The sequence below is a fragment of the Micromonospora sp. NPDC000316 genome (assembly GCF_042898885.1).
Lineage (GTDB): Bacteria > Actinomycetota > Actinomycetes > Mycobacteriales > Micromonosporaceae > Micromonospora.
The window spans coordinates 167,399-186,880 of sequence record NZ_JBIAZG010000001.1 but is presented as its reverse complement, the minus strand read 5'-3'; the positions used below and the strand labels follow the sequence as shown (position 1 = coordinate 186,880).

The 19,482-nt window shown below is 72.4% G+C and carries 19 protein-coding genes; 8 read left to right on the top strand and 11 right to left on the bottom strand.

Going from position 1 to position 19,482, the window contains the following annotated elements; all coding sequences use genetic code 11:
• The first annotated feature begins 107 nt into the window (after positions 1–107).
• From ACFY2Q_RS00820 to ACFY2Q_RS00800, 5 genes are all read left to right on the top strand, one after another.
• Positions 108–1,409, top strand: a complete 1,302-nt coding sequence (locus ACFY2Q_RS00820) for an ABC transporter ATP-binding protein (protein WP_387126238.1) — start codon at positions 108–110, stop codon at positions 1,407–1,409.
• Between the two features lie 36 nt (positions 1,410–1,445).
• Positions 1,446–2,549 carry a hypothetical protein gene (locus ACFY2Q_RS00815; RefSeq protein WP_387126236.1) on the top strand — a complete coding sequence of 368 codons (1,104 nt, stop codon included), beginning with the start codon at positions 1,446–1,448 and terminating at the stop codon, positions 2,547–2,549.
• A gap of 62 nt (positions 2,550–2,611) precedes the next feature.
• Positions 2,612–3,076 carry a DUF4442 domain-containing protein gene (locus ACFY2Q_RS00810; protein ID WP_387126234.1) on the top strand — a complete coding sequence of 155 codons (465 nt, stop codon included), beginning with the start codon at positions 2,612–2,614 and terminating at the stop codon, positions 3,074–3,076.
• 60 nt (positions 3,077–3,136) lie between these two features.
• Positions 3,137–3,940 (top strand): HAD family hydrolase, encoded by an 804-nt coding sequence (locus ACFY2Q_RS00805; protein WP_387126232.1) that lies wholly within the window; start codon positions 3,137–3,139, stop codon positions 3,938–3,940.
• Positions 3,937–6,309 (top strand): glycoside hydrolase family 65 protein, encoded by a 2,373-nt coding sequence (locus ACFY2Q_RS00800; protein ID WP_387126230.1) that lies wholly within the window; start codon positions 3,937–3,939, stop codon positions 6,307–6,309. The genes ACFY2Q_RS00805 and ACFY2Q_RS00800 overlap by 4 nt, the downstream gene beginning before the upstream one ends.
• A 45-nt stretch (positions 6,310–6,354) precedes the next feature.
• On the opposite strand, the gene ACFY2Q_RS00795 is transcribed toward ACFY2Q_RS00800, so the two are convergent.
• Entirely contained in the window at positions 6,355–6,534 is a 180-nt protein-coding gene (locus ACFY2Q_RS00795; RefSeq protein ID WP_387126228.1) for a hypothetical protein, read from the bottom strand.
• A gap of 169 nt (positions 6,535–6,703) precedes the next feature.
• Here ACFY2Q_RS00795 and ACFY2Q_RS00790 point away from each other — a divergent pair, with 169 nt between their 5' ends.
• Positions 6,704–7,381 carry a dienelactone hydrolase family protein gene (locus ACFY2Q_RS00790; RefSeq protein ID WP_387126226.1) on the top strand — a complete coding sequence of 226 codons (678 nt, stop codon included), beginning with the start codon at positions 6,704–6,706 and terminating at the stop codon, positions 7,379–7,381.
• Here ACFY2Q_RS00790 and ACFY2Q_RS00785 read toward each other — a convergent pair.
• Positions 7,335–8,507 (bottom strand): AI-2E family transporter, encoded by a 1,173-nt coding sequence (locus tag ACFY2Q_RS00785; RefSeq protein WP_387126224.1) that lies wholly within the window; start codon positions 8,505–8,507, stop codon positions 7,335–7,337. The genes ACFY2Q_RS00790 and ACFY2Q_RS00785 overlap by 47 nt on opposite strands.
• A gap of 251 nt (positions 8,508–8,758) precedes the next feature.
• Here ACFY2Q_RS00785 and ACFY2Q_RS00780 point away from each other — a divergent pair, with 251 nt between their 5' ends.
• Complete coding sequence (locus ACFY2Q_RS00780) at positions 8,759–10,036, top strand: aromatic acid exporter family protein (RefSeq protein WP_387126222.1); 1,278 nt, start codon at positions 8,759–8,761, stop codon at positions 10,034–10,036.
• A gap of 10 nt (positions 10,037–10,046) precedes the next feature.
• On the opposite strand, the gene ACFY2Q_RS00775 is transcribed toward ACFY2Q_RS00780, so the two are convergent.
• The 8 genes from ACFY2Q_RS00775 to eccB form a co-directional block, all read right to left on the bottom strand.
• The gene (locus ACFY2Q_RS00775; RefSeq protein WP_387126220.1) at positions 10,047–10,691 is read right to left on the bottom strand and encodes a C39 family peptidase; all 645 of its coding nucleotides are present in this window, start codon (positions 10,689–10,691) and stop codon (positions 10,047–10,049) included.
• 221 nt (positions 10,692–10,912) lie between these two features.
• On the bottom strand, positions 10,913–11,320 hold the full coding sequence (locus ACFY2Q_RS00770) for a pyridoxamine 5'-phosphate oxidase family protein (RefSeq protein WP_387126218.1): 408 nt from the start codon (positions 11,318–11,320) through the stop codon (positions 10,913–10,915).
• A 31-nt stretch (positions 11,321–11,351) separates the two neighbouring features.
• Positions 11,352–11,693, bottom strand: a complete 342-nt coding sequence (locus ACFY2Q_RS00765) for a hypothetical protein (RefSeq protein ID WP_387126216.1) — start codon at positions 11,691–11,693, stop codon at positions 11,352–11,354.
• Positions 11,694–11,812: 119 nt separating this feature from the next.
• A complete protein-coding gene (locus ACFY2Q_RS00760; RefSeq protein ID WP_387126214.1) occupies positions 11,813–12,610 on the bottom strand; it encodes a hypothetical protein in 798 nt (265 codons plus the stop codon).
• A gap of 252 nt (positions 12,611–12,862) precedes the next feature.
• The gene (locus tag ACFY2Q_RS00755; RefSeq protein ID WP_387126212.1) at positions 12,863–13,216 is read right to left on the bottom strand and encodes a hypothetical protein; all 354 of its coding nucleotides are present in this window, start codon (positions 13,214–13,216) and stop codon (positions 12,863–12,865) included.
• Between the two features lie 188 nt (positions 13,217–13,404).
• Positions 13,405–14,691, bottom strand: a complete 1,287-nt coding sequence (locus ACFY2Q_RS00750) for a hypothetical protein (RefSeq protein WP_387126210.1) — start codon at positions 14,689–14,691, stop codon at positions 13,405–13,407.
• Positions 14,684–15,052: a hypothetical protein gene (locus ACFY2Q_RS00745; RefSeq protein WP_387126208.1), complete on the bottom strand. Its 369-nt coding sequence runs from the start codon at positions 15,050–15,052 to the stop codon at positions 14,684–14,686. Before ACFY2Q_RS00745 ends, ACFY2Q_RS00750 begins: the two co-directional genes overlap by 8 nt.
• 102 nt (positions 15,053–15,154) lie before the next feature.
• Positions 15,155–16,663, bottom strand: coding sequence for a type VII secretion protein EccB (gene eccB, locus ACFY2Q_RS00740; protein WP_387126206.1), 1,509 nt, complete (start codon positions 16,661–16,663; stop codon positions 15,155–15,157).
• Positions 16,664–16,824: 161 nt separating this feature from the next.
• On the opposite strand from eccB, the gene ACFY2Q_RS00735 reads away from it, so the two are divergent.
• Positions 16,825–18,012 carry a type VII secretion protein EccE gene (locus ACFY2Q_RS00735; RefSeq protein WP_387126204.1) on the top strand — a complete coding sequence of 396 codons (1,188 nt, stop codon included), beginning with the start codon at positions 16,825–16,827 and terminating at the stop codon, positions 18,010–18,012.
• Positions 18,013–18,036: 24 nt separating this feature from the next.
• Here the strand turns inward: ACFY2Q_RS00735 and eccD are convergent, their stop codons facing one another.
• Positions 18,037–19,434, bottom strand: a complete 1,398-nt coding sequence (gene eccD, locus ACFY2Q_RS00730) for a type VII secretion integral membrane protein EccD (protein ID WP_387126202.1) — start codon at positions 19,432–19,434, stop codon at positions 18,037–18,039.
• Between the last annotated feature and the right edge of the window lie 48 nt (positions 19,435–19,482).

Here is a 19,482-nt window from a genome sequence, read left to right as displayed (position 1 = left end):
TAATAGAAGCGACATCAGCCGAACATAAGACGTTTACCCGATGTCCGAATCGAATGATCCTGGTCACAGTCTTGTGGGGTTCGGCCGACGAACTGGGGGAGGTGACGGTGAGTACCGTCGCGCTCAAGGATGTCAGTAAGATTTTCAAGGACGGCACGCTTGCCGTCGACAGCGTCAACCTGGACGTGAACGACGGCGAGTTCATGGTGCTGCTGGGGCCGTCCGGGTGCGGCAAGTCCACTGTGCTGCGGATGATCGCCGGTCTGGAGGACCCGACCCACGGTGCGGTCCTGCTCGACGGCGAGCTGGCGAACGACCTGCCACCGCGGGATCGAAAGATCGCCATGGTCTTCCAGGACTTCGCGCTCTATCCGCACATGACCGTCGGCGACAACATCGCCTTCCCGCTGCGGCTGGCCGGGGTCGAGCCGACACCGCGGGGTGAGCGGGTCACCGACGTGGCAAGCGCGCTGGGCATCAACGACGTGCTGGGCCGCAAGCCTGGCCAGCTCTCCGGTGGGCAGCGTCAGCGGGTCGCGATGGGTCGGGCGATCGTCCGCCGACCGGGGCTGTTCCTGATGGACGAACCGCTGTCCAACCTCGACAGCGGCCTCCGCGCCGAGCTGCGCGCGGAGATCTCGGGCCTGACCCGGGAGCTGGGTGTCACCACCGTCTACGTCACCCACGACCAGGCCGAGGCGCTGACAATGGCCGACCGCGTGGCGATCATGCGCCGTGGCGTGCTCCAGGACGTGGGCACACCCACCCAGGTGTACGGCCGGCCGGCGACGCTCTACGTGGCAGCGTTCCTGGGCAGCCCCCGGATGAACCTGCTGGAGGCGTCGGTCTACGTCCACCTCGACAGGTACGTGACGCTCAACCTCGGTGACCAGTCGCTCTACCTGCCCTGGAACGACATCCGTAGCCGGGCTGTGGCGCACTACCACGGCGAGCGGATCGTGGTCGGAATGCGCGCCGAGGCGCTCACCCCTGTCGCCCCGGACAGCCCTGGCGACGTGCTGCGCGGCCGGATCCGCTATCTGGAGCACCACGGGCACGAGTCGCTGGCGTTCCTCGACATCGGAGCGACCGCGATCATGGTGGACGAGATGGGCGCACCACTTGACCCGCCGCCGGTGGGCCAGCGTGGCCTGCGCCGGTTCGGCGCGGTGATGCAGCGGCTCACCGGCAAGCCGGTGGAGACCGAGGAGCCGCCGCCTGCCGTCGGCAACCGCACAAGCGTGCTTCCCGACCCGGGCCGGCACCACCGCCGCCCGGCGGAGCTGGCGGTGCGGCTGGCGCCGTACCCGGCGGTCACCGCCGGTCACCCGCTCGCGGTTTCGGTCCGGATGGACGCGCTGCACTTCTTCGACGAGCGCGGCGACCGGATCGACGTGGGTTGGCGGTGACGTCACGCCGGAGCGGGGTGGCGGGGCGGCCGCCCGGTGGCCTACCGTCTGCCCACCCAGTTCACAGTGAACGTCATCGAGAGGGGTGCACCCGTGTCGGGTGACCGTCCCAGCCCGCTCGTCATCGAGCGCATCCTGCGCGACCGGCAGGGCATCTGGCAGCAGATCGTGGCGGAGCGTGATCTCAACGCGCTTACCGGTCGGATGCTGGCCAGCTCGGCCATCGCACTCGCCTGCTATGGCGCGGTGCTCGGCGCCTTCCACAGCCCGCTGATGGCGCTGACCTCCGCGCTGAAGCTGCCGCTGCTGTTCCTGGTCACCCTGGCCATCTGCCTGCCCACGCTCTACCTGTTCAACCTGGTCTTCGGCGCTCGGCTGTCGGTGCGCCAGTCGCTGGCGCTGGTGATGGTGGCGATCACTGTCACCTCGATGCTCGCTGTGGCGTTCGCGCCGATCAGCCTCTTCTTCCTGATCACCGCACCGGACTACGGCTTCTTCAAGCTGCTCAACGTCGCCATCCTGACGCTGTCGGCGTTTGTCGGGCTGCGTTTCCTGACCGGCGGGATGCAGGTCCTCAACGACAGCGGTCTGTTGGCGCCGGCGGTGGCGACCGCGGACGCCCCGGCCCAGGCCAACGCCCAGGCGCCGGCCGTGCTGGTCGCGGCCGGTTCGGCACCGACGGCCGTGTCCACCGGTGCGGTGTCGTCGGCAGGTGAGAGTGCCGCGCCGGTCGCGGTGCCGGCCGGAGCGGCGGTGGCGGCCTCGAACGGCGGCACGCCCGACGCGGCGTCGACCGTCCAGACCCCGACCCAGGCTCCGGCGCAGGCTCCGGCGCAGGTCCCGGCCCAGTGGGGCGGGCAGCCGGCCGCCGGGTCGTTCCCGCCCGGCGTGCTGCCGCCGGGCTACCCGGCGTCGCAACGGCCGTGGGCCAACCCGCCGGTACGGCGCGGCGAGCCGACGCAGCGGCCGGCCAGCATGACGCTGCTCTACATCTGGATCCTGCTCTTCGGCTTCGTCGGGACCCAGTTGGCCTGGACACTGCGCCCGTTCTTCGGTGACCCGGGTCAGGATTTCGCCTTCTTCCGCAGCATCGACGGCAACTTCTACGCGGAGATCCTGCGCACGATCGCCAACCTGTGACCAGGGCGGCAGCAGGGAAAACCCCTGTTGCCGCCCTGGTTACTGGCGAGTAACGTCAGGCCATGACAATCGACTCGCGCCAGGTGGCGGCCGGAATACTGGAAGCGGTGCCGTTCGCCCGCACCCTCGGCATCGAATTCGTCGAGGTGGCACCCGAGGCGAACGGCGGGGTGCGGGTCGTCGTACGGCTCCCCGACACTCCGGCCACCCACAACCACATCGGCGGGCCGCACGCCGGGGCGATGTTCACGCTCGGTGAGACGGCCTCCGGAGCGGTCGTGCTCGTCGCCTTCGGACACCTGCTCGACCGGGCCGTGCCGCTCGTCGTCCGAGCCGACATCGCCTACCGCAAGCGTGCCTTCGGGCCGGTCCTGGCCACCGCGCGACTCGGGCGACCCGCCCAGGAGGTGGCCGACGAACTGGAATCCGGCCAACGACCCGAGTTCCCCGTCGAGGTGGAGATCGGCACCGAGGACGGCAAGCACACCTCCACGCTGACAGTGCTCTGGACGCTTCGGCCCAACTGACCGAGCGTCATTCCTCCGCGAAACGACGGGATCGCCCGTAACGTTGGCTAGATTCGTAGGGTGCTGGGTCTACCTGATCATGTGACCGCCTGTCTCTTCGATCTGGACGGTGTGCTGACGCAGACCGCCCGCGTGCACAACGCCGCCTGGACGCAGACGTTCGACGAGTTTCTGCGCCAGCACGCGACGGCTACCGGAACACCGTTCCAGCCGTTCGACCCCGGCCCGGACTACAACCGCTACGTCGACGGCCGACCCCGCGCCGACGGCGTCCGGTCGTTCCTCGCCTCCCGTGGCATCGTGCTCCCCGAGGGCAGCCCCGACGACCCACCGGACGCCGACACCGTCAACGGCATCGGCAACCGCAAGAACGTCCTGCTGCTGGAGCGCCTGCGCGCTGACGGTGTCGAGGTCTACCCGGGCTCGGTGCGCTACCTGGAGGCGGCGACCGCCGCCGGGCTGCGCCGGGCCGTGGTGACCGCGAGCGCCAACGGGCGTGAGGTGGTCGCCGCCGCCGGGCTGGAGCACCTGCTGGAAACGCGTGTCGACGGGCTTGTCGCTCGACAGCAGGGGCTGCGCGGCAAGCCGGAGCCCGACACCTTCCTGGCCGGGGCCGCACTGCTCGGTGTCGAACCCACCCAGGCCGCCGTCTTCGAGGACGCGCTCTCCGGCGTGGCCGCCGGTCGTGCCGGCGGCTTCGGCTACGTGATCGGGGTCGACCGGGTCGGGCAGGCCGACGAACTGCTCGCGCACGGCGCCGACATCGTGGTCACCGACCTCGCCGACCTGCTCGACGCGAGCGACGCCGACGCGCCTCGGCGTCCGGCCGCTGCGGCGTCCGCCGACGAGCGGGGCACCGCGTGATCCGGGAACGGGCCTATCCCGTCGAGCCCTGGCACATCCGCGAGACCCGCCTGGACATGGACGTGCTGGCCCAGTCGGAATCGGTCTTCGCGCTCTCCAACGGGCACGTCGGGCTGCGCGGCAACCTCGACGAGGGCGAGCCGCACGGCCTGCCCGGCACGTACCTCAACTCGTTCTTCGAGCTTCGCCCGCTGCCGTACGCGGAGGCCGGCTACGGCTTCCCCGAATCCGGCCAGACCATCGTCAACGTCACGAACGGCAAGCTGATCCGGCTGCTCGTGGACGACGAACCGCTCGACGTGCGCTACGGCGAGCTGCTCTCCCACGAACGGGTGCTCGACATGCGGGCCGGCACCCTGCACCGCGAGCTGCACTGGCGCTCCCCGGCCGGTCGTGAGGTAAAGGTCCGCAGCACCCGGCTCGTGTCGTTCACCCAACGCTCGGTCGCCGCGATCAGCTACGAGGTGGAGGCCGTCGACGGCCCGCTGCGGCTCATCGTGCAGTCCGAGCTGGTGGCCAACGAGTCGCTGCCCGCGCAGAGCAAGGACCCCCGGGTCGCGGCAGTCCTGGAGTCGCCGTTGCAGGCCGAGGAGGAGCTGACCACCCCGGACGGCGGGCAGCTCATCCACCACACGAAGGTCTCCGGGCTGCGGGTGGCCGCCGCCATGGAGCACGAGGTGCACGGCCCGGACCGCACCACGATCGAGTCCGAGGGGTACGAGGACTGGGTGCGCACCACAATCGCCTGCGTGCTCAAGCCCGGCGAGAAGCTGCGGATCGTCAAGTACCTGACGTACGGCTGGTCGAGTCGACGCTCCCTGCCGGCGTTGCGGGACCAGGTCGGCGCGGCTCTGGCCGGTGCCCGCCTGGACGGTTGGGATGGGCTGCACCGGGAGCAGCGCAACTATCTCGACGAGTTCTGGGACGCGGCGGACGTGCTTGTCGAGGGCGACCCGGAGATCCAGCAGGCGGTCCGGTTCGGTCTCTTCCACGTGCTCCAGGCCGGTGCCCGGGCCGAGCAGCGGCCGATCTCGGCCAAGGGGCTCACCGGCCCCGGGTACGACGGGCACGCCTTCTGGGACACCGAGATGTTCGTCCTGCCGGTGCTCACGTACACCCAGCCGAGCGCGGTGCGCAGCGCGTTGCAGTGGCGACACAGCACGCTGGACAAGGCACGCGAGCGGGCCGAGACACTCAACCTCAAGGGCGCCGCTTTTCCCTGGCGGACCATCGAGGGGCCGGAGTCCTCCGGATACTGGCCGGCCGGCACCGCGGCGTTCCACATCGCCGCCGACATCGCCGACGCGCTGCGCCGGTACGTGCTGGTCACCGGCGACACTGACCTGGAGCGGGAGATCGGGCTGGAGCTGCTTGTGGAGACCGCCCGGCTGTGGCGCTCGATCGGGCACCACGACCGGCACGGCCAGTTCCACATCGACGGGGTGACCGGCCCGGACGAGTACACAGCCGTGAAGAACGACAACATCTACACCAACCTGATGGCGCAGCGGAACCTGCTCACGGCCGCCGAGACGGTGATGCGCTACCGAAACGAGGCGTTCCGCCTGGGTGTCACCGACGAGGAGGCGGCGAGTTGGCGGGACGCCGCCGCCTCGATGCACGTCCCGTACGACGACGAGCTGGAGGTACACCAGCAGGTGGAGGGGTTCACCCGCCTCGAGGAGTGGGACTTCCCGCACACCCCGGCGGAGAAGTACCCGTTGCTGCTGCACTACCCGTACTTCGAGCTGTATCGCAAGCAGGTGGTCAAGCAGGCCGACCTGGTCCTGGCGATGCACTGGCGGGGGGACGCGTTCACCCCCGAGGAGAAGGTGCGCAACTTCCTCTACTACGAGCGCCGGACGGTCCGTGACTCGTCGCTGTCGGCGTGCACGCAGGCGGTGCTCGCCGCCGAGGTGGGCCATCCCGAGTTGGCGCACATCTACCTGCGCGAGGCCGCGCTTATGGACCTGCACGACCTCAACGAGAACACCCGCGACGGTGTACACATGGCGTCGCTTGCCGGCGCGTGGCTCGCCCTGATCGCCGGGCTCGGCGGGTTGCGGGACCACGACGGTCGCCTGTCGTTCGCGCCCCGGCTCTCCAGCCGGCTCAGCCGCCTGGAGTTCTCGTTGCAGTGGCGCGGGCTGGCGCTGCGGGTGGACGTCCGGCCGCACCAGACGACGTACTCGCTGCGCCACGCCGGCCCGGACGACGTGGTGGAGTTGCGCCACCACGACCAGCTGCTGCGGGTCACCTGCAACGAGCCGGTGACCGTGCCCGTGCCGCCGGCGGAGCCGACGACCGCTCCGCCGGAGCAGCCACCGGGCCGGTCGCCACTGCTCCGGTTGCCCGAGCGCGAACAGTGACGGCCGGGACGGGAGTGCTCCCGTCCCGGCCGTTCCACGCGTACGTCAGATGGGTTCTCCGGTCGACGGGCGTCCCAGTGCGTCCCTGGGCGCCATCGCCCGCGGATCGTCGGGCAGACGGGCCTCGGAGGCCTCGTCCCCCCAGTTCGGGTGCCGCTCGGTGTCCTGTTCGCGCCGGTTTCGGTCGTCCATCTGCTGCTGTCGGGAGGTCTGCTGCTTGGCCATGGCGATCCTCGCGATCCGTCGGGGCGCGGTTGCGCCTACGCGGTCTGCGGTCACCCAGCGGCTACCCGGCGGCCCACCCGACAAACGCGGCCGGCGACCGGGCGTCGGGGTGCGTGCGACGCGACGGGCGGGGTACGCGGGCCGTAGGCGAGTACTGCGGAGGTGCGGCATGGACGAGCAGAGCAACACGGTGACCATTCCGGTCGGGGACGCCCAACTCCCCGCCGACCTGCTGCTGCCCGCTCAGCCGCTCGGCGTGGTGCTGTTCGCACACGGCAGCGGCAGCTCGCGGCACAGCCCGCGCAACGTGGCGGTGGCCCGGACCCTCAACGGGCGTGGCCTCGGCACCGTGCTCGTGGACCTGCTGACACCGGACGAGGATGAGGTGGACGCGCGCACCGCCGAACTGCGGTTCGACATCGGGCTGTTGGCCAGCCGGCTGGCCGGGATCGTCGACTGGCTGGCGGTCGAACGCCCCGCCGGAGACGCGCCGATCGGCCTCTTCGGTGCCAGCACGGGTGCCGCCGCCGCGCTCGTCGCCGCGGCCTCCCGCGCCGACCGGGTGAGTGCTGTGGTGTCCCGGGGTGGTCGACCCGATCTGGCCGGTGCCGCGCTGGGCCGGGTGCGTACCCCGACGTTGTTGCTTGTGGGCGGCTTGGACGAGGAAGTTATCGCGTTGAACGAGCAGGCGCTGGCCGAGTTGGGCGAGGTCGGCGAGCTGCGTGTGGTGCCCGGCGCCACGCACCTGTTCGAGGAGCCCGGCACGCTCGACCAGGTCGCCGACCATGCTGGCACCTGGTTCACCGACCACCTGTCCCGGGCGGCCCTCCCGACGCGTCGGCAATGAGGTCGGCCGACGTGGGCGGGACCGCCAACGCCGGGGTGGTGTGGTGGCGTTGGACGGTGTCGATGATGCGCCAGAGGACGGCAGTGATCGGGACGCTCACGAAGGCGCCGGCGATGCCCGCGATCAGGGTGCCGGCGGTGACGGCCACAAGGATCACCGCCGGGTGCAGCCGGACCTGCCGCTTCATGACGAGCGGTTCGAGCAGGTTGCCCTCGATCTGTTGCACGGCGATCACCGCGGCGAGGGTGAGCAGGGCCGTCGTCGGCCCGTTTGCCGCAAGCGCCACGAGCACCGCCACCGCGCCGGCCACCGTCGCCCCGATGATCGGCACGAAGCCGCCGAGGAAGGTGATCAGCGCCAGCGGCAGAGCCAGCGGCACCCGCAGCACCACGAGGGCCAGGCCGATGCCGAGCGCGTCGATCGCGGCGATCAGCATCGTGCCCCGGCTGTACGCGCCGAGGGTCTGCCAGCCGCCCCGGCCGGCCTCGGCCACCAGGAGCCGGTTCGGGCCGGTCGTCCGGGACAGCACCCACTGCCACATCGACCGGCCGTCCTTGAGCAGGAAGAAGAGCAGCACCAGGGCGAGCAGCGCGGAGCCGAGCACCTCGGTGGCCGTCCGGGCCCCGGCGACCGGGTCCGGCGAGCTGCCGCTCAACCCCTCCCGGGCCTGGTCGATAAGTCGGTCCAGTTGGGCGTCGGTGACGGGCAGTGTGGACGTGACGAAGTCCCGGCTGCGGTCGAGCCCCTGGGTCAGCTCCTGGCTGAGCTGGTCGAACTGGTTGGCGGTCAGGTTCCACACCAGCGCGCCCACACCCACGAGGATGCCGAGCAGCAGCAGGACGGTGAGCAGCGCGGCAAGCGACGCGGGCACCCGCAGTCGACGCAGCCGGAGCAGCACCGGGTCGAGCAGGGCGGTGAGGAAGATGGTGGCGGCGAGCGCGATGGCAAGCGGTGCCAGCAGCACGGCGATCCGACCCAGCAGGTAGAGACCGGTGACGATCACCACCAGGCAGGCGCTCCACAGCACTGCGGTGCGGACGAGCCACGGCAGTGCCGTCCACGCCTGGCGCGGCCCTGACCCGTCAGTTGTCTCCCCGGCGTCTGCCCCGGGTTCCTCTGCCGCCATGTCGGTCCTCCTCGATATCCGCGAGGGTCGGTACCCGGCCTGACACGCGCCGACACCCGTACCGCTCCACCGTAGGGCGGATCATCGGCGTGATGGGGGTCGTCCCGTCCCGAGGTCGAAGTCCGGATCGCCCCCGCTCGGGCGTTTCGGCCCAGTACGGCGACAACCACGATTGCCGTGACGACGCCGGGGTATCCGCCGCCATGGCCGACGACCGTCCACCACCCGGCCGCGACCGATCTCGACTCGAGGTGGCTGCCGAGAAGGGCGGCCAGGCTGTCGAATCAGTGCGGCACCGCAGCGGGGAGGCCGGCCGGGTCCGCGCCCGGCAGTGGGAGATCACCCTGGTGATCGCCGCCCAGGCAGGGTTGGCCGCCGCGCTCGCCGCCCTGATCGCCCAGCACTTCCTCGGCCCCGGGTCGCACGTCTTCGCTCCCGCCGCCGCCGTCGGAACGATCGCCACCGCCATCGGGCAGCGCGCCCGGCGGACCTTCGAACTGCTGGCCGGCGTCGCCCTGGGCCTTGTCATCGGTGACACGCTGCGCTTCGTCGTCGGCTCAGGACCGTGGCAGACCGGTGTGGTCGTCGCTCTCGCCATCGCCACCGCCCTGCTGGTGGCCGGCAAGGGCGGCCCGCTTGTCGGTCAGGCCGGCGGTACCGCCGTACTGATCACCACGCTGGCCCCGATGGAGAGCGGCCTGGAGGTGCCACGGATCTTCGACGCGCTTGTCGGTGGCGTCGTCGGCCTCGTGGTGGTCGCGCTGCTGCTGCCGGTCAACCCGATGCGGGTGCTCGACAGGTCGGCGGCACCGATCTTCGCGATCCTCTGCGAACAGCTCGCCGAACTCGGGCAGGCGGTGCGGGAACGCGACAGCGACCGGACGTTGCGCGTCCTCGACCGATTCCGCGCCGCCGACGACGACCTGGGTCGACTGCACGACGCGCTGAGCGGGGCGGAGGAGGTGGTGACGATCGCGCCGGCGCGGTGGCACCGCCGCCAGCAGTTCCACAGGTACGCCGTCAGCGCCAGCCACCTCGAACGGCTGCTGCTGGACAGCCGCGCACTGGCCCGCTGGTCGACCACCGCACTGGAGTACGACGAGCCGATCCCGCCGGAACTACCGGACGCGATCACCAAACTCGGCGAGGCGGTGGCACAGCTGCGTACCGAGTGCAAGGGCGACGACGCGTTCCAAAGGACCCGCGCGCTTGTCGAGGAGTGCGCCGATCTGGCCGGGCGGGCGAGCGTCCGCGGGGTCAGGTCGTTCGGCGACGCCCTCGTCACAGGCCTGCGCACCGCGGCCAGCGACCTGCTCCGCGCCACCGGCTGCGACCCGGACGACGCCAACGCGCTCGTGCGCAGTGCCGCCGGTGCCGGGGAGGCCACCGTGCACCCGCCGCCCCGGCGACACCTGTACCGGAACCGCCCGACCCGCGCCGCGCGGACCCGTCGACGGGCGGACCTCGCCGCCCGTCGACGCGAAGAGAGCCGGGCCGGCATCCCCGACAGGGGGAGACCGGCCCGGTGAACCGTCCGGATCAGGAGGAGTAGCCGCGCTCCGCGATCCAGTTGGCGACCTTCGGCAGGGTCACCCAGTATTCGCCAAGCGTCGGGTCGGCCGGGTCGGCGACCCGGATGGTGTCCCCACCGTCGCGGTAGCCGACAAGCGTCACGTAGTGGCCGCCCTCGTACGAGTGCGGGTTGCCGTCGACGTCCACCGTCGTGCCCTTGATGTTGGCCACCACCGGCCGTCCGGCGTCGACCGCGGCCAACACGTCCCGCCGCAACTGCTCGATCTGGTCGGGGCGGGCCGCCGAGTCACTGATCTCGGTCGTCCGGTACTTGCCGCCGGTCAGCTCGTTGAGCACCCGGGTCGTGTCCAGAACCGACGGGGTGCCCGCCTCGGTGGTGCCGAGCAGCCTCGCCACCTCGTCCTGGGGCAGCGCCTTGCCCTGGGCGGAGAGGGCGATCCGGGTCGCGGCCGGCCCGCAGTAGTAGAAGTTCGGCTGCGCCTGGTAGTCGATGCCGAGCACCCGCTCGCCACTCCGGTTGGTCTGGTTCGACGAGGTTGCGGCAGCCGGTGCGGAGGCGGCCTGCGCGGCGACCGCAGGGCCGAGAACGCAGCCGCCGGCGACAAGCAGGCCGACGACGGACAGACCGCTCTTCTGCATGATCGGGTTCATGGTCGAGTCTCCGTTCGGGGGTTGGAGCCTCCGACTGGCGGAGGGCAGCAGCACCGGGAATGGCGCTCGGCTCATCAGGGGGCGACCCGCGGCGGTCACGGCCGTGGGCGTACCGGGAGTAACGGCCCTGGTCCGGCCGGCATTCCGCCCCCTGCCGAGGCCCCCTCGGACCCCAGATGGGCACAAACGACGCGGCTGTCCCCGATGGGGGAGATGGTGGGTCAGAGGCTCCCGAGCAGACCGGTCACGGTGATCTCGATGACCACCCGCTCCGGATTCGGACGCGGGGCCCGATACCGCTCGGCGTAGCGGCGTTCCGCCTCCGCCACCGAGGCCGGATCCGACCGGAGCACCGCCCGGCCCTCGATGGTCAGCCAGCGTCGGCCATCCACGTGGCAGACGGCCACCGGCAGGCCCGCCGCGCCGGCATCGGCCACGTGACGCGCCTTGCGGGACGTGCCTGAAGTGATCACCCGGGCCAGCCCGGCCGCCGGGTCGAGAGTGACCCCTACGGGCACCACGTGCGGGGTGCCGTCGGCACGCGGGGTGGTAAGCGTCGCGAGGTGCCGCTCCGCGCAGAAGGCGGCCACCCGGTCGTCGCGTACGTCCAGCCGGTGATCGCCCGCCATGCCCGTCCCCCGTCCGTCAAACCGATCTCGATCATCGTACGGAGCGGCGGGTGCCCTCCGACGCCGTCGGCGCTTCGGGCTGCCCGGGCAGCCGGTGGCTCGCCGCCTGGCGCTTGTGGACCAGCCGGGTCAGGTAGATCAGCGCACCGGCCAGGATGCCCATGTCGTCCAGGTAGATGGGGTCCGGGAGGACGTCGACCGGGAAGATCGCGTAGATCAGCGCCCCGTAGAAGACGACATTGCCGCTCGCGCCGAGGCCGGTAAGCATCCGCCGGATGCGCACCACACGTACCGCCAGCACCACCGCGCCGACAAGGGTGGCGATCGCCAGGAGGCCAGCGATCACCACGAGAACCCACGCCTGTCGGGACATGCCGTCACGCTAACCCACAGACGTCCGTCCGACCCGGTGTCGGCACCGGCGCGCTCTCCGCCCGACGCATCGGCGCGCGGCGTTGCCTGCTCGGCGCGCCGTGTCGCCGTGTTGTCAGGTCAGAACGCGGGGACCGCCGCCCGGCCACGGGCGACCACGACGTTCTCCCGGGTCGGCTCGGCCGGTGGCCGGATGACCTCACTGAGCGGCAGCACCGAGGGCGACTCCGCCACCCGCCGCTCGGTCGCGGCGTGGGCCTCCTCGCGGAGGCTGCGGGCGGCTGCCACGGCCAGCTCGGCAGCCCGCCAGGCGGCCTGCTCCCGCTCCTGGGCGGCGACGTGCCGGGCCACCAGGTTGTCGCGAATCGCCCGCTGGAGCACGAGCTCCTGCTCGACCGGGTGCAGCCGCGGATCCCAGCCGTCGCGGTGCGCGAAGACGTCACTGAGCTGCTCCACCGACAAATCCTGCCGCCAGTACGCGGTAAGCGCGGCCCGATGCAGGTAGCGCTCGCGGTCGGCGTACTCGGCGGGGGTCTGTGCGGTGTACGGCAGCGGCATCGCGGCCGCGCCGCTGAGCCGACGGACGCCGGCCTCGGCCGCCTCACGGGCCTGCCAGGCGGCTTCGGCCTCCTCCTGAGCGGCCAGCCACTCCGCCCGCCGGCGCTGGGCGGTGGTGGTGGCGCGCTCGGCGGCCACCGCGACCTCCTGCGCGTAGCGGCTCTGCTCCCGCTCCTCCTGCGCCTCTTCGACCTGACTGGGCATTGCGGCGTCACGGATGCGGGCGGCCGGGTCGAGGCGAAGCCGGCCGGGTCGCAGCAGGAGGACGGAGACAGCGACCACTACCACCCCGAGCAGGCCCAGCCAGATGGCGGCGGCCCGGGGCACGTCGGGTAGGACGGCGGAGAGGACGGTCTGCATGATCAGCACCTCGCGGTCGAACAACGGGTATCGACGGATGGGTCCTGAGCGCACCGGGCCGTTGATCGACTGATGTCGACGCGATCGGCTCCGAGTGGTCGGGAGGGGGCTGTCGGGATGGTCGGCCGAGGACGATCACCGCTGGGCGGGATGGGCGGTCCGGTCGGTGACCGCAGGCGGGTCGCACCCTGCCCGGAGTGCCCGGACGCGCGACCCGGGGTCGGGTCGAGCGGATCGTCGGGGCGGCCTGGGTCAGCGGGTGGGCGGGCCGCGTCGGGGCGGTGCGCCCCGACCGAGCTCAACGGCCGGCGCGTGCCCCAGCGCTGCGGTGACCGGGCCGGTCGTCGTGGCGGTGACGAAGCCGTCGGCCGGCCGGGACGGGGTCGGCCGGCTCGCCTGGTCGGCGGCCGGAGCGGCGTCGGGTCGGAGGGTGTCCACCCGGCTGCTCACGGCGCTCGGCTGTGTCGGGGCGGGAGGCGGTGTCGCGGCGAGGGCGCCGCCGAGGCCGACCGCGAGCACCAGCGCGGTGAACGCCAGCCGGGTCAGCTCCCGCAGTGACCGCAGCATGATCCACCGGGCTGGGTGGACCAGGTTCGCGGACGGCACCCCACAAACCTATCGTCCGACTCGGCGTGGTGCAGCACGACAGCCCTGTGACAAGGGCGACCGTCGCCACGGCACCCACTGTGGACGGACCGACCCCGCGAAGGCGGTGACCCCTGCCGGACCAGGTCCGGCAGGGGTCACCGAGGCGTCGTGTGCGGCGTCGCCGATGGGCGCTGGCCGAGGAGCGGTCAGCCCGCCGTGCCGAGCACCGGCGGTGCGGCGTCCCCGCCGTCCCGCCACACCATCTCGTCCTCGGTCAGCCAGGTCAGCCGCTCGTCGGACTCGTCGTCGGCCGGCTGGCCGTGCCCGCCGAGAATGCCGGGCCGCTTGGTGCCCGCCGCGCGGCCGGAACCCGGCTGGCCGCTGCCGGCGGCCGCCCGACCGGTGGTCTCACCGCGCCGGCCGTCGATGCCGCGCCCGACCCCACTGGCGGAACGGGCCTCGGTCGCGGCGGCGCCGCCGGCCGGCCGCGCCGACACTGTGGGCGTGCTGCTCGAACCGGCGAGCGTCGAGGTGCGCAACACGCCGCCGGCCGGTGCCCCACCAGGTGCCCCGAAGACCAGACCCGGGCCGGACCCGGCGCTGGCGGGCGCGGTGGTCGGACCGGACAGACCGACAAGCCCGGCCGTGCCGCCGGCGAGCAGGGCCCCGCCGAGCAGCGGGTCCGCCCCGGCGAGGGAGGTGGTGCCCCCGGAGCCGCCCGGGCCGGTGACGACGCCCGGCGTGCCGCCGGTGGTCGTGCCGCCCACGTGGGTGATGGTCCCGCCGCCGGTGCCCGGCGGCGGGGACGAATGGGTAGGCGTCGCGACTGTCGCGCCGCCGGTGTGCGCGGTGAGCCCGGTGGCGGTGGGAGCGGCGGACGGCGTGCCGGTGGCCGGGACACTGCGGGGCGTCGTCGGGTCCGGGTTGGCCGTCTTCGGCGTCTCCGCATGGGGACGCGGCGGATCGACCACACGATCGTATGCGGAGAGGTCGTAACCGGCGGCCAGCTCGGCCACCACGTTCACCATCCGCTTGTGGGCCTTCTCCTGCTCTGCCTTGTCCTGCTGGTGGCCCATGACGCCCCCGACGACCGCGCCGGGCAGACCGAAGACGGCACCCTTGAGCGCGCCGGAGATCGCCTGGTCGTTGTCGTCGGTCTCGTCCGGGCTCTCCGCCTGCTTGTGAGCGGTGCGAAGCTGGCCGGCCATCATGGTCAGGCCCTGCTGGATGTCGGACATCCCCTCGCCGAGCGCGTCGGCGTGGTCGACGATGAGCGTCAGCCGCCGCTGGAACTCCAGGCCCGCCGAGCCCGTCCAGCTGTTGCCGAGCTTCTCGAGGTCGCCGCTGAACTCCCGGCTGAAGCTGTCCAGGATGCCCTTGAGCGTGGCCCACTTAGCGGCCAGCCCGTCGATCTGCTCGGGCTTACCGGCCATCACCGCGTCGTACAGCTGCTGGTGGCTGCTGCCCTGGTAGCGCTGGGTGTACTCAGACACGCCCATCCCCCCTCGGCCGCAACGCCCGGTCGACACCGGTCAGCGCGGCGGTGATGTCTGAGGCGTTTGCCGCGTTGCGCGCCTCCGCGGTGCGGTAGTTGGCCAGGATCGTGCTTGTCGCCTGCTGTGCCGCCTGCACCGCCTGCCGGAGTCGCTCGGCCTGCTCCACGTACGACTGGTGGACGGCGCTGTATCGGCGAGCGTTCTGGGTGGCGTCGGTGAACTGGCCCAACGCCGGAGGGCTGCACTGCATCTCGGTGTTGAGCTTGCGCAGCACCGCCTCGGCCTGACTCAGCCGCGACGCCAGGTGCTTGTGGAAGTCCTCAAGGGACAACAGGTCGACTTCCGTACGCCCGGTCATAGCAAATCCCCGTCGTTGGTTGACAACCGTCAGCGGAACCAGGCTAGTCCACCGCACCAAGCCTCGGCGACCCATGTGGGCCGCTCAGCCGTCGGCCCCGGTCTATTCCCCGGAGGCCCCGCCGCCCGTCCCGCCACTCGTCGGGTCACCCGAGGCGGGCGCGGACGACGTCGACTGCGGTGCCGAGTCGGTCGTCGGTGTGTCACCGGGCGAGAAGGTCGCGCGCGCGTCCTCCCGGTCAAGCGTCGGCCCGGTGGGGATCAGTGCGAGCAGTGAGCCGGGCACCGCCAGCGGCGTGACGCCCTCGTAGCCGAGCGCCGCCAGCGTCTCGCCGGACCCGAGCGGATACCGGACGCCCTGCGGGCTGATCAGGTAGACCGTCGACCCGGCGGCGCCGGAGCCGCTGGTCCCGGCCCCGGGCGCGGCCTGGGCCAGCACGCCCTTGCCGCCGGGCAGCAGCACCGACTCGGCCGTACGGACCGCGTCCCGATTGGTCTGCCGCACTGGCACCGAGTTTGGTTCGTCAGCGGTCAACTCGGCCGGTACCCGGTCGAAGACCTCAAGCGTGATTGTCGGCGGACCGCCTCCGCTGCTGGCCCGGTACGTCGCGCAGAGCAGCGTCTGTCCGGCCCGGACCTGGTGCAGGGCGGGCAGCGCCCGAGGCATCCCGTCCGGGTCCACCCGCTGGTCGGTCAACAGCCGGCCGGCCTGGTCCGGTGTGATGTCGGTGATCTGACCGCCGCCGCTGATCATCAGCAGCGCGGTGATCTCACTTATCGAGGCGAGCCCCTCCCGGGCCAGCACGTAGTGCTGCCCGGCCGCCCGGAACACCTGACCGATGGTGGCCGGCCGGTCGGCCACGCTCAGCCCACTGCGGTCACCGATGCCGGGCAGCGACGGCTTGCGCAGCGGCGGCCCGGCCGGCAGCGCGTTGAGCAGTTGCTGCCCGACCGGCAGCGGCGCGGTGCCCGTCATCCGTAGCGCCGCGATCGACTGATCGCCGCCGAGCACTTCGAGCCGCGAGTTGCCGGTGAGCAGGTGCCGCTGACCGTCCACGGTGACCAGAACAGCGCTGTCACCCAACGGCGCGCCTCCGGGCAGTGCCCTGTCGATCACGACGCGTGTGGTGGAACGGCGCGGGTCGACGGGATCGGGCACGTCGCAGACCGACCACGGAAAGCCGGTCAACGACTTGCGGTCGGGCAACGCGTCCGGGGCGCCGACGATGCCGACCGTGCGGCCGCGCGGCCGGTCCCGCAGCGAGGCCTGGGACATCGTCCGGACCGCCGGGGCCGGCTCGTTGAGGATCAGCCGGGCGGAGGTGTAGTTGAGCGTCGGGTGGAGCTTGCCCTCGGCGAACACGTACGTCGCACCCGTCTCACGCTCGATGACGAGCGTGTTCTCGTCAAGCGGCGCGGCGTTCCCGGTCAACTGGCCGTAGGCGCCCACCCCACCGAGCACCACGGCCGCGGCGATCGCACTGCCGAAGACCGCCATCCCGAGCCGTCGCATCGGGAGGTTAGTGGTCTCCGGATCGCCCGACAGCAGAGCGGAGACGATCCGGCGGGTGACGAAGCGGTACGCCTGCACCTGATCGCGGCGGGTCCGCATGACTTACCTCCGGCGGGGTGGATCCGCGACGATCAGGTCGGGGTGCCGTCGCGGGCTTCCCTACGATAAGGGGCCGACGGCCGGCCCTCGGGCCCGCCGCCTTGGTCGGTGCCGGGCCTTCCCCGGCGCAGAGCCACATCGTGCAGGAGGGACAGTCAGCGATGACGCAGGTTCAGGCGCGACCCGCCCGAGCGGTCACGAGCCCGTCCGACGTCCCGGCGCGGGTGGCATCGACAGCCGACCGGCCGGGTCGGGGCCGTATCGGGCCGGTGCTTGTCGGTCAACTCGTCGTGCTGGAGGTGTGCGCGGTCACCGTCTGGGCCGCGACGGCCGGCCCGAGTTGGCTGCTCGCCGTGGCGGGTTTCGTGGCGGTGCTGGTCGTGGTGGCGGCGTTCGCCCGGCGGGGCGGACGCTGGTGGTTCGAGGACGTGCTGCTGCGCCAGCGGTTGCGCCGTCGCCGCGAGCGCGCCGCGGCGGCGCTGGCCGGCGGCGCGACCGCCGATCCCCGGCTGGCCGCGCTCGCGCCGGAGCTGAGCGTCATCGAGCTGACCGACCGGGGCACTCGGCTGGGCATCGGGCAGGACGACCAGGGCTGGTTCGCGGCGGTCGCCCTGCAAGCCGCGACAGGCGCGGCGGTCGGTTCGGTTGAGGCATCCACCGTGGACCGTGCGATGCGTGTGCTCGCCGACTTCTCGGCGCCGGTCTCCCGGGCGCAGGTCGTCGCGCACACACTGGTCTGGTATCCGGCTCCCGGTGCGCCACCGGCGGCGCACCGGACCGTCTGGGTGGCGCTGCGGCTCACGGTCAGCGACGCCCGGGTGGAGACGGTCAGCCGGGGCGGCGGGTTGCCCGGCGTCCACCGGACGCTGGCCGCCGGGATCGGCCGGCTGGGCAAGGCGTTGACGGCCGCCGGGCTCGCCCACCGGCCACTGGGCCGCGACGAGTTGCGCGCGGCGGTGGTGTCGGCCGCAGGCCTCGACCTGGTCCCCGAGCCGCCTACAGAGACCTGGCTGGGGCTGCGCGGCGGCGGCTGGACGCACCGCTGCCTGGCCCTGCGCGGCCGGCCGGACACCCCGCTCGGCCCGCTTGTGGACGCGATCACCGCCACATCGGCGCCGTCGCACACGGTGGCGGCGGCGGTCTCGTCCGACGGCCGCGTGGCGGCGCCGCTGCTCCGCGTCGCGGCGATGGACAACCACGTCGAGGCACTGGTCAAGGTCGTGCGGGAGGTGGCGCGCCGGGCCGGCGTCCCGGCCCGGCCGATGGACGGGCAGCACGGCCCGGGTGTGTACGCCAGCGCGCCTGTCGCGTCGGCGCCGGGTGGGACCGCCCGCCGGCTGTCACGCTGACCCGTCGGTGCGCTTGCCAGCGGGTCAGGGCCGCAGGTTGACGATCCAGCCGTACAGGCCACAGACCCAGACGGCGAGCGGGACCAGCGAGATGATCAGCATGATCTCGACGATGTCGAGCAGCCGGCCCCAGACCGGCGAGATGCGCTTGCCGGCGACGGTCAGGCCGTAGATCAGGCTGACCACGGCCGCCAGCAGCAGGCCGCCGAGGATCAGACCGAGCCGGACCGGCAGCGACCCACCGGCGAAGGTGGCCGCGGCGGTCAGACCCAGCCCGACAGTGCCGGCGAGCAGCACCGGGATGCGTTGGGCCCGGCCGAGGAGCGGGCGGGCCCGCAGCATCGAGAGCAGGGCCAGCACCAGGCACAGCAGCACCGCAGGCAGGCGGCCGTCCAAGGCCAGCACCAACTCGACGCCGAGCACGAGCACCGACACCGTCCACAGCAGACCGGTGAGGAACTGGTCGGCCCGGTCACTGCGGTCGAGCACCTGCCGGCCGTCGACCGACTCGCTGTCGGTCTTCAGGTCCTCCGGGCCGGTCGGGATCGACGGCACCGGCAGCCGGGCCAGCCGGTAGGCGGCCATCGGCAGCGCCGGCACCGCGCCGAACGCGATCGCCGCCACAACGGCAGCCGCCGCCGCTGCGTCGAGCCCGAAGGCCAGGCAGAGCAGCGCACCCAGCCCGGCCCCCGCACCCACTCCGATCGCTGCGAAGAAGAGCGGATAGCGGTCACCGACGGCCAGCACGGCCATCGCACCGAAGACCACCACGGCGGTGGCCGCGAGCAGGGCGTGTGGGCTGGCCAGTTCGGTCAGCCGCCGGTCGCCCGCGAGCAGCAGCAGGCCGCCGGTGCCGGCGTACACCAGGCTGACCACGGCCAGGACCGCGCCGGTCCGGCTGTCACCGGCGGCGCGGGAGAGCACCGCAGCGCCGACCAGCAGAGCCACCGCCACCAGCAGGGCGGCCAGTGCGCCGGGCAGGTGCGGAGGGCCGGCGAAGAGAGCGGCCAACGCGCCGGCGCCGAACGCCGCCGTGGCGAACAGCACCGCGAAGGACCGGGTCGCGCCGACCTGCCAGGAGCCGGGGCGCTTGTTGGTAGCGGTGGCGACCGCGTCCACCACGTCGTCGAAGACGATCTCCGGGGCCGCCGCCGACCGGGGATTGAAATACAGCACCTCACCGTCGCGTACGCCCAACTGCGCGGCGGTGCGCCCGCCGTCCAGGGGTGCGCCGCCCAGCCGGGACAGCGCCCAGCCGCCGTGCCGCACCCCCTCGTCGGCCAGGTCCTCACCGGCGTAGCGCAGCAGGGTGGGCAGCAGATCGGCCATCGGTACGTCCGACGGAAGGGCCAGATCCATCCGGGTACGGGGAGCCACGATGGTGATCCGGCTCAGCCCACCGGTCGCCGTCTTCGTCGCCACAGTGGCCTCCTGGGTCCATCTACCATCGGCGGGCCGCGGTGCCGCGAT

What these genes read in the sequence shown, in the direction of transcription:
- ACFY2Q_RS00810 (WP_387126234.1), top strand. Translation starts at nt 2,612, where the DNA reads ATGACAATCGACTCGCGCCAGGTGGCGGCCGGAATACTGGAAGCGGTG.
- ACFY2Q_RS00795 (WP_387126228.1), bottom strand. Translation starts at nt 6,534, where the DNA reads ATGGCCAAGCAGCAGACCTCCCGACAGCAGCAGATGGACGACCGAAAC.
- ACFY2Q_RS00790 (WP_387126226.1), top strand. Translation starts at nt 6,704, where the DNA reads ATGGACGAGCAGAGCAACACGGTGACCATTCCGGTCGGGGACGCCCAA.
- ACFY2Q_RS00785 (WP_387126224.1), bottom strand. Translation starts at nt 8,507, where the DNA reads ATGGCGGCAGAGGAACCCGGGGCAGACGCCGGGGAGACAACTGACGGG.
- ACFY2Q_RS00775 (WP_387126220.1), bottom strand. Translation starts at nt 10,691, where the DNA reads ATGAACCCGATCATGCAGAAGAGCGGTCTGTCCGTCGTCGGCCTGCTT.
- ACFY2Q_RS00770 (WP_387126218.1), bottom strand. Translation starts at nt 11,320, where the DNA reads ATGGCGGGCGATCACCGGCTGGACGTACGCGACGACCGGGTGGCCGCC.
- ACFY2Q_RS00765 (WP_387126216.1), bottom strand. Translation starts at nt 11,693, where the DNA reads ATGTCCCGACAGGCGTGGGTTCTCGTGGTGATCGCTGGCCTCCTGGCG.
- ACFY2Q_RS00760 (WP_387126214.1), bottom strand. Translation starts at nt 12,610, where the DNA reads ATGCAGACCGTCCTCTCCGCCGTCCTACCCGACGTGCCCCGGGCCGCC.
- ACFY2Q_RS00745 (WP_387126208.1), bottom strand. Translation starts at nt 15,052, where the DNA reads ATGACCGGGCGTACGGAAGTCGACCTGTTGTCCCTTGAGGACTTCCAC.
- eccB (WP_387126206.1), bottom strand. Translation starts at nt 16,663, where the DNA reads ATGCGGACCCGCCGCGATCAGGTGCAGGCGTACCGCTTCGTCACCCGC.
- ACFY2Q_RS00735 (WP_387126204.1), top strand. Translation starts at nt 16,825, where the DNA reads ATGACGCAGGTTCAGGCGCGACCCGCCCGAGCGGTCACGAGCCCGTCC.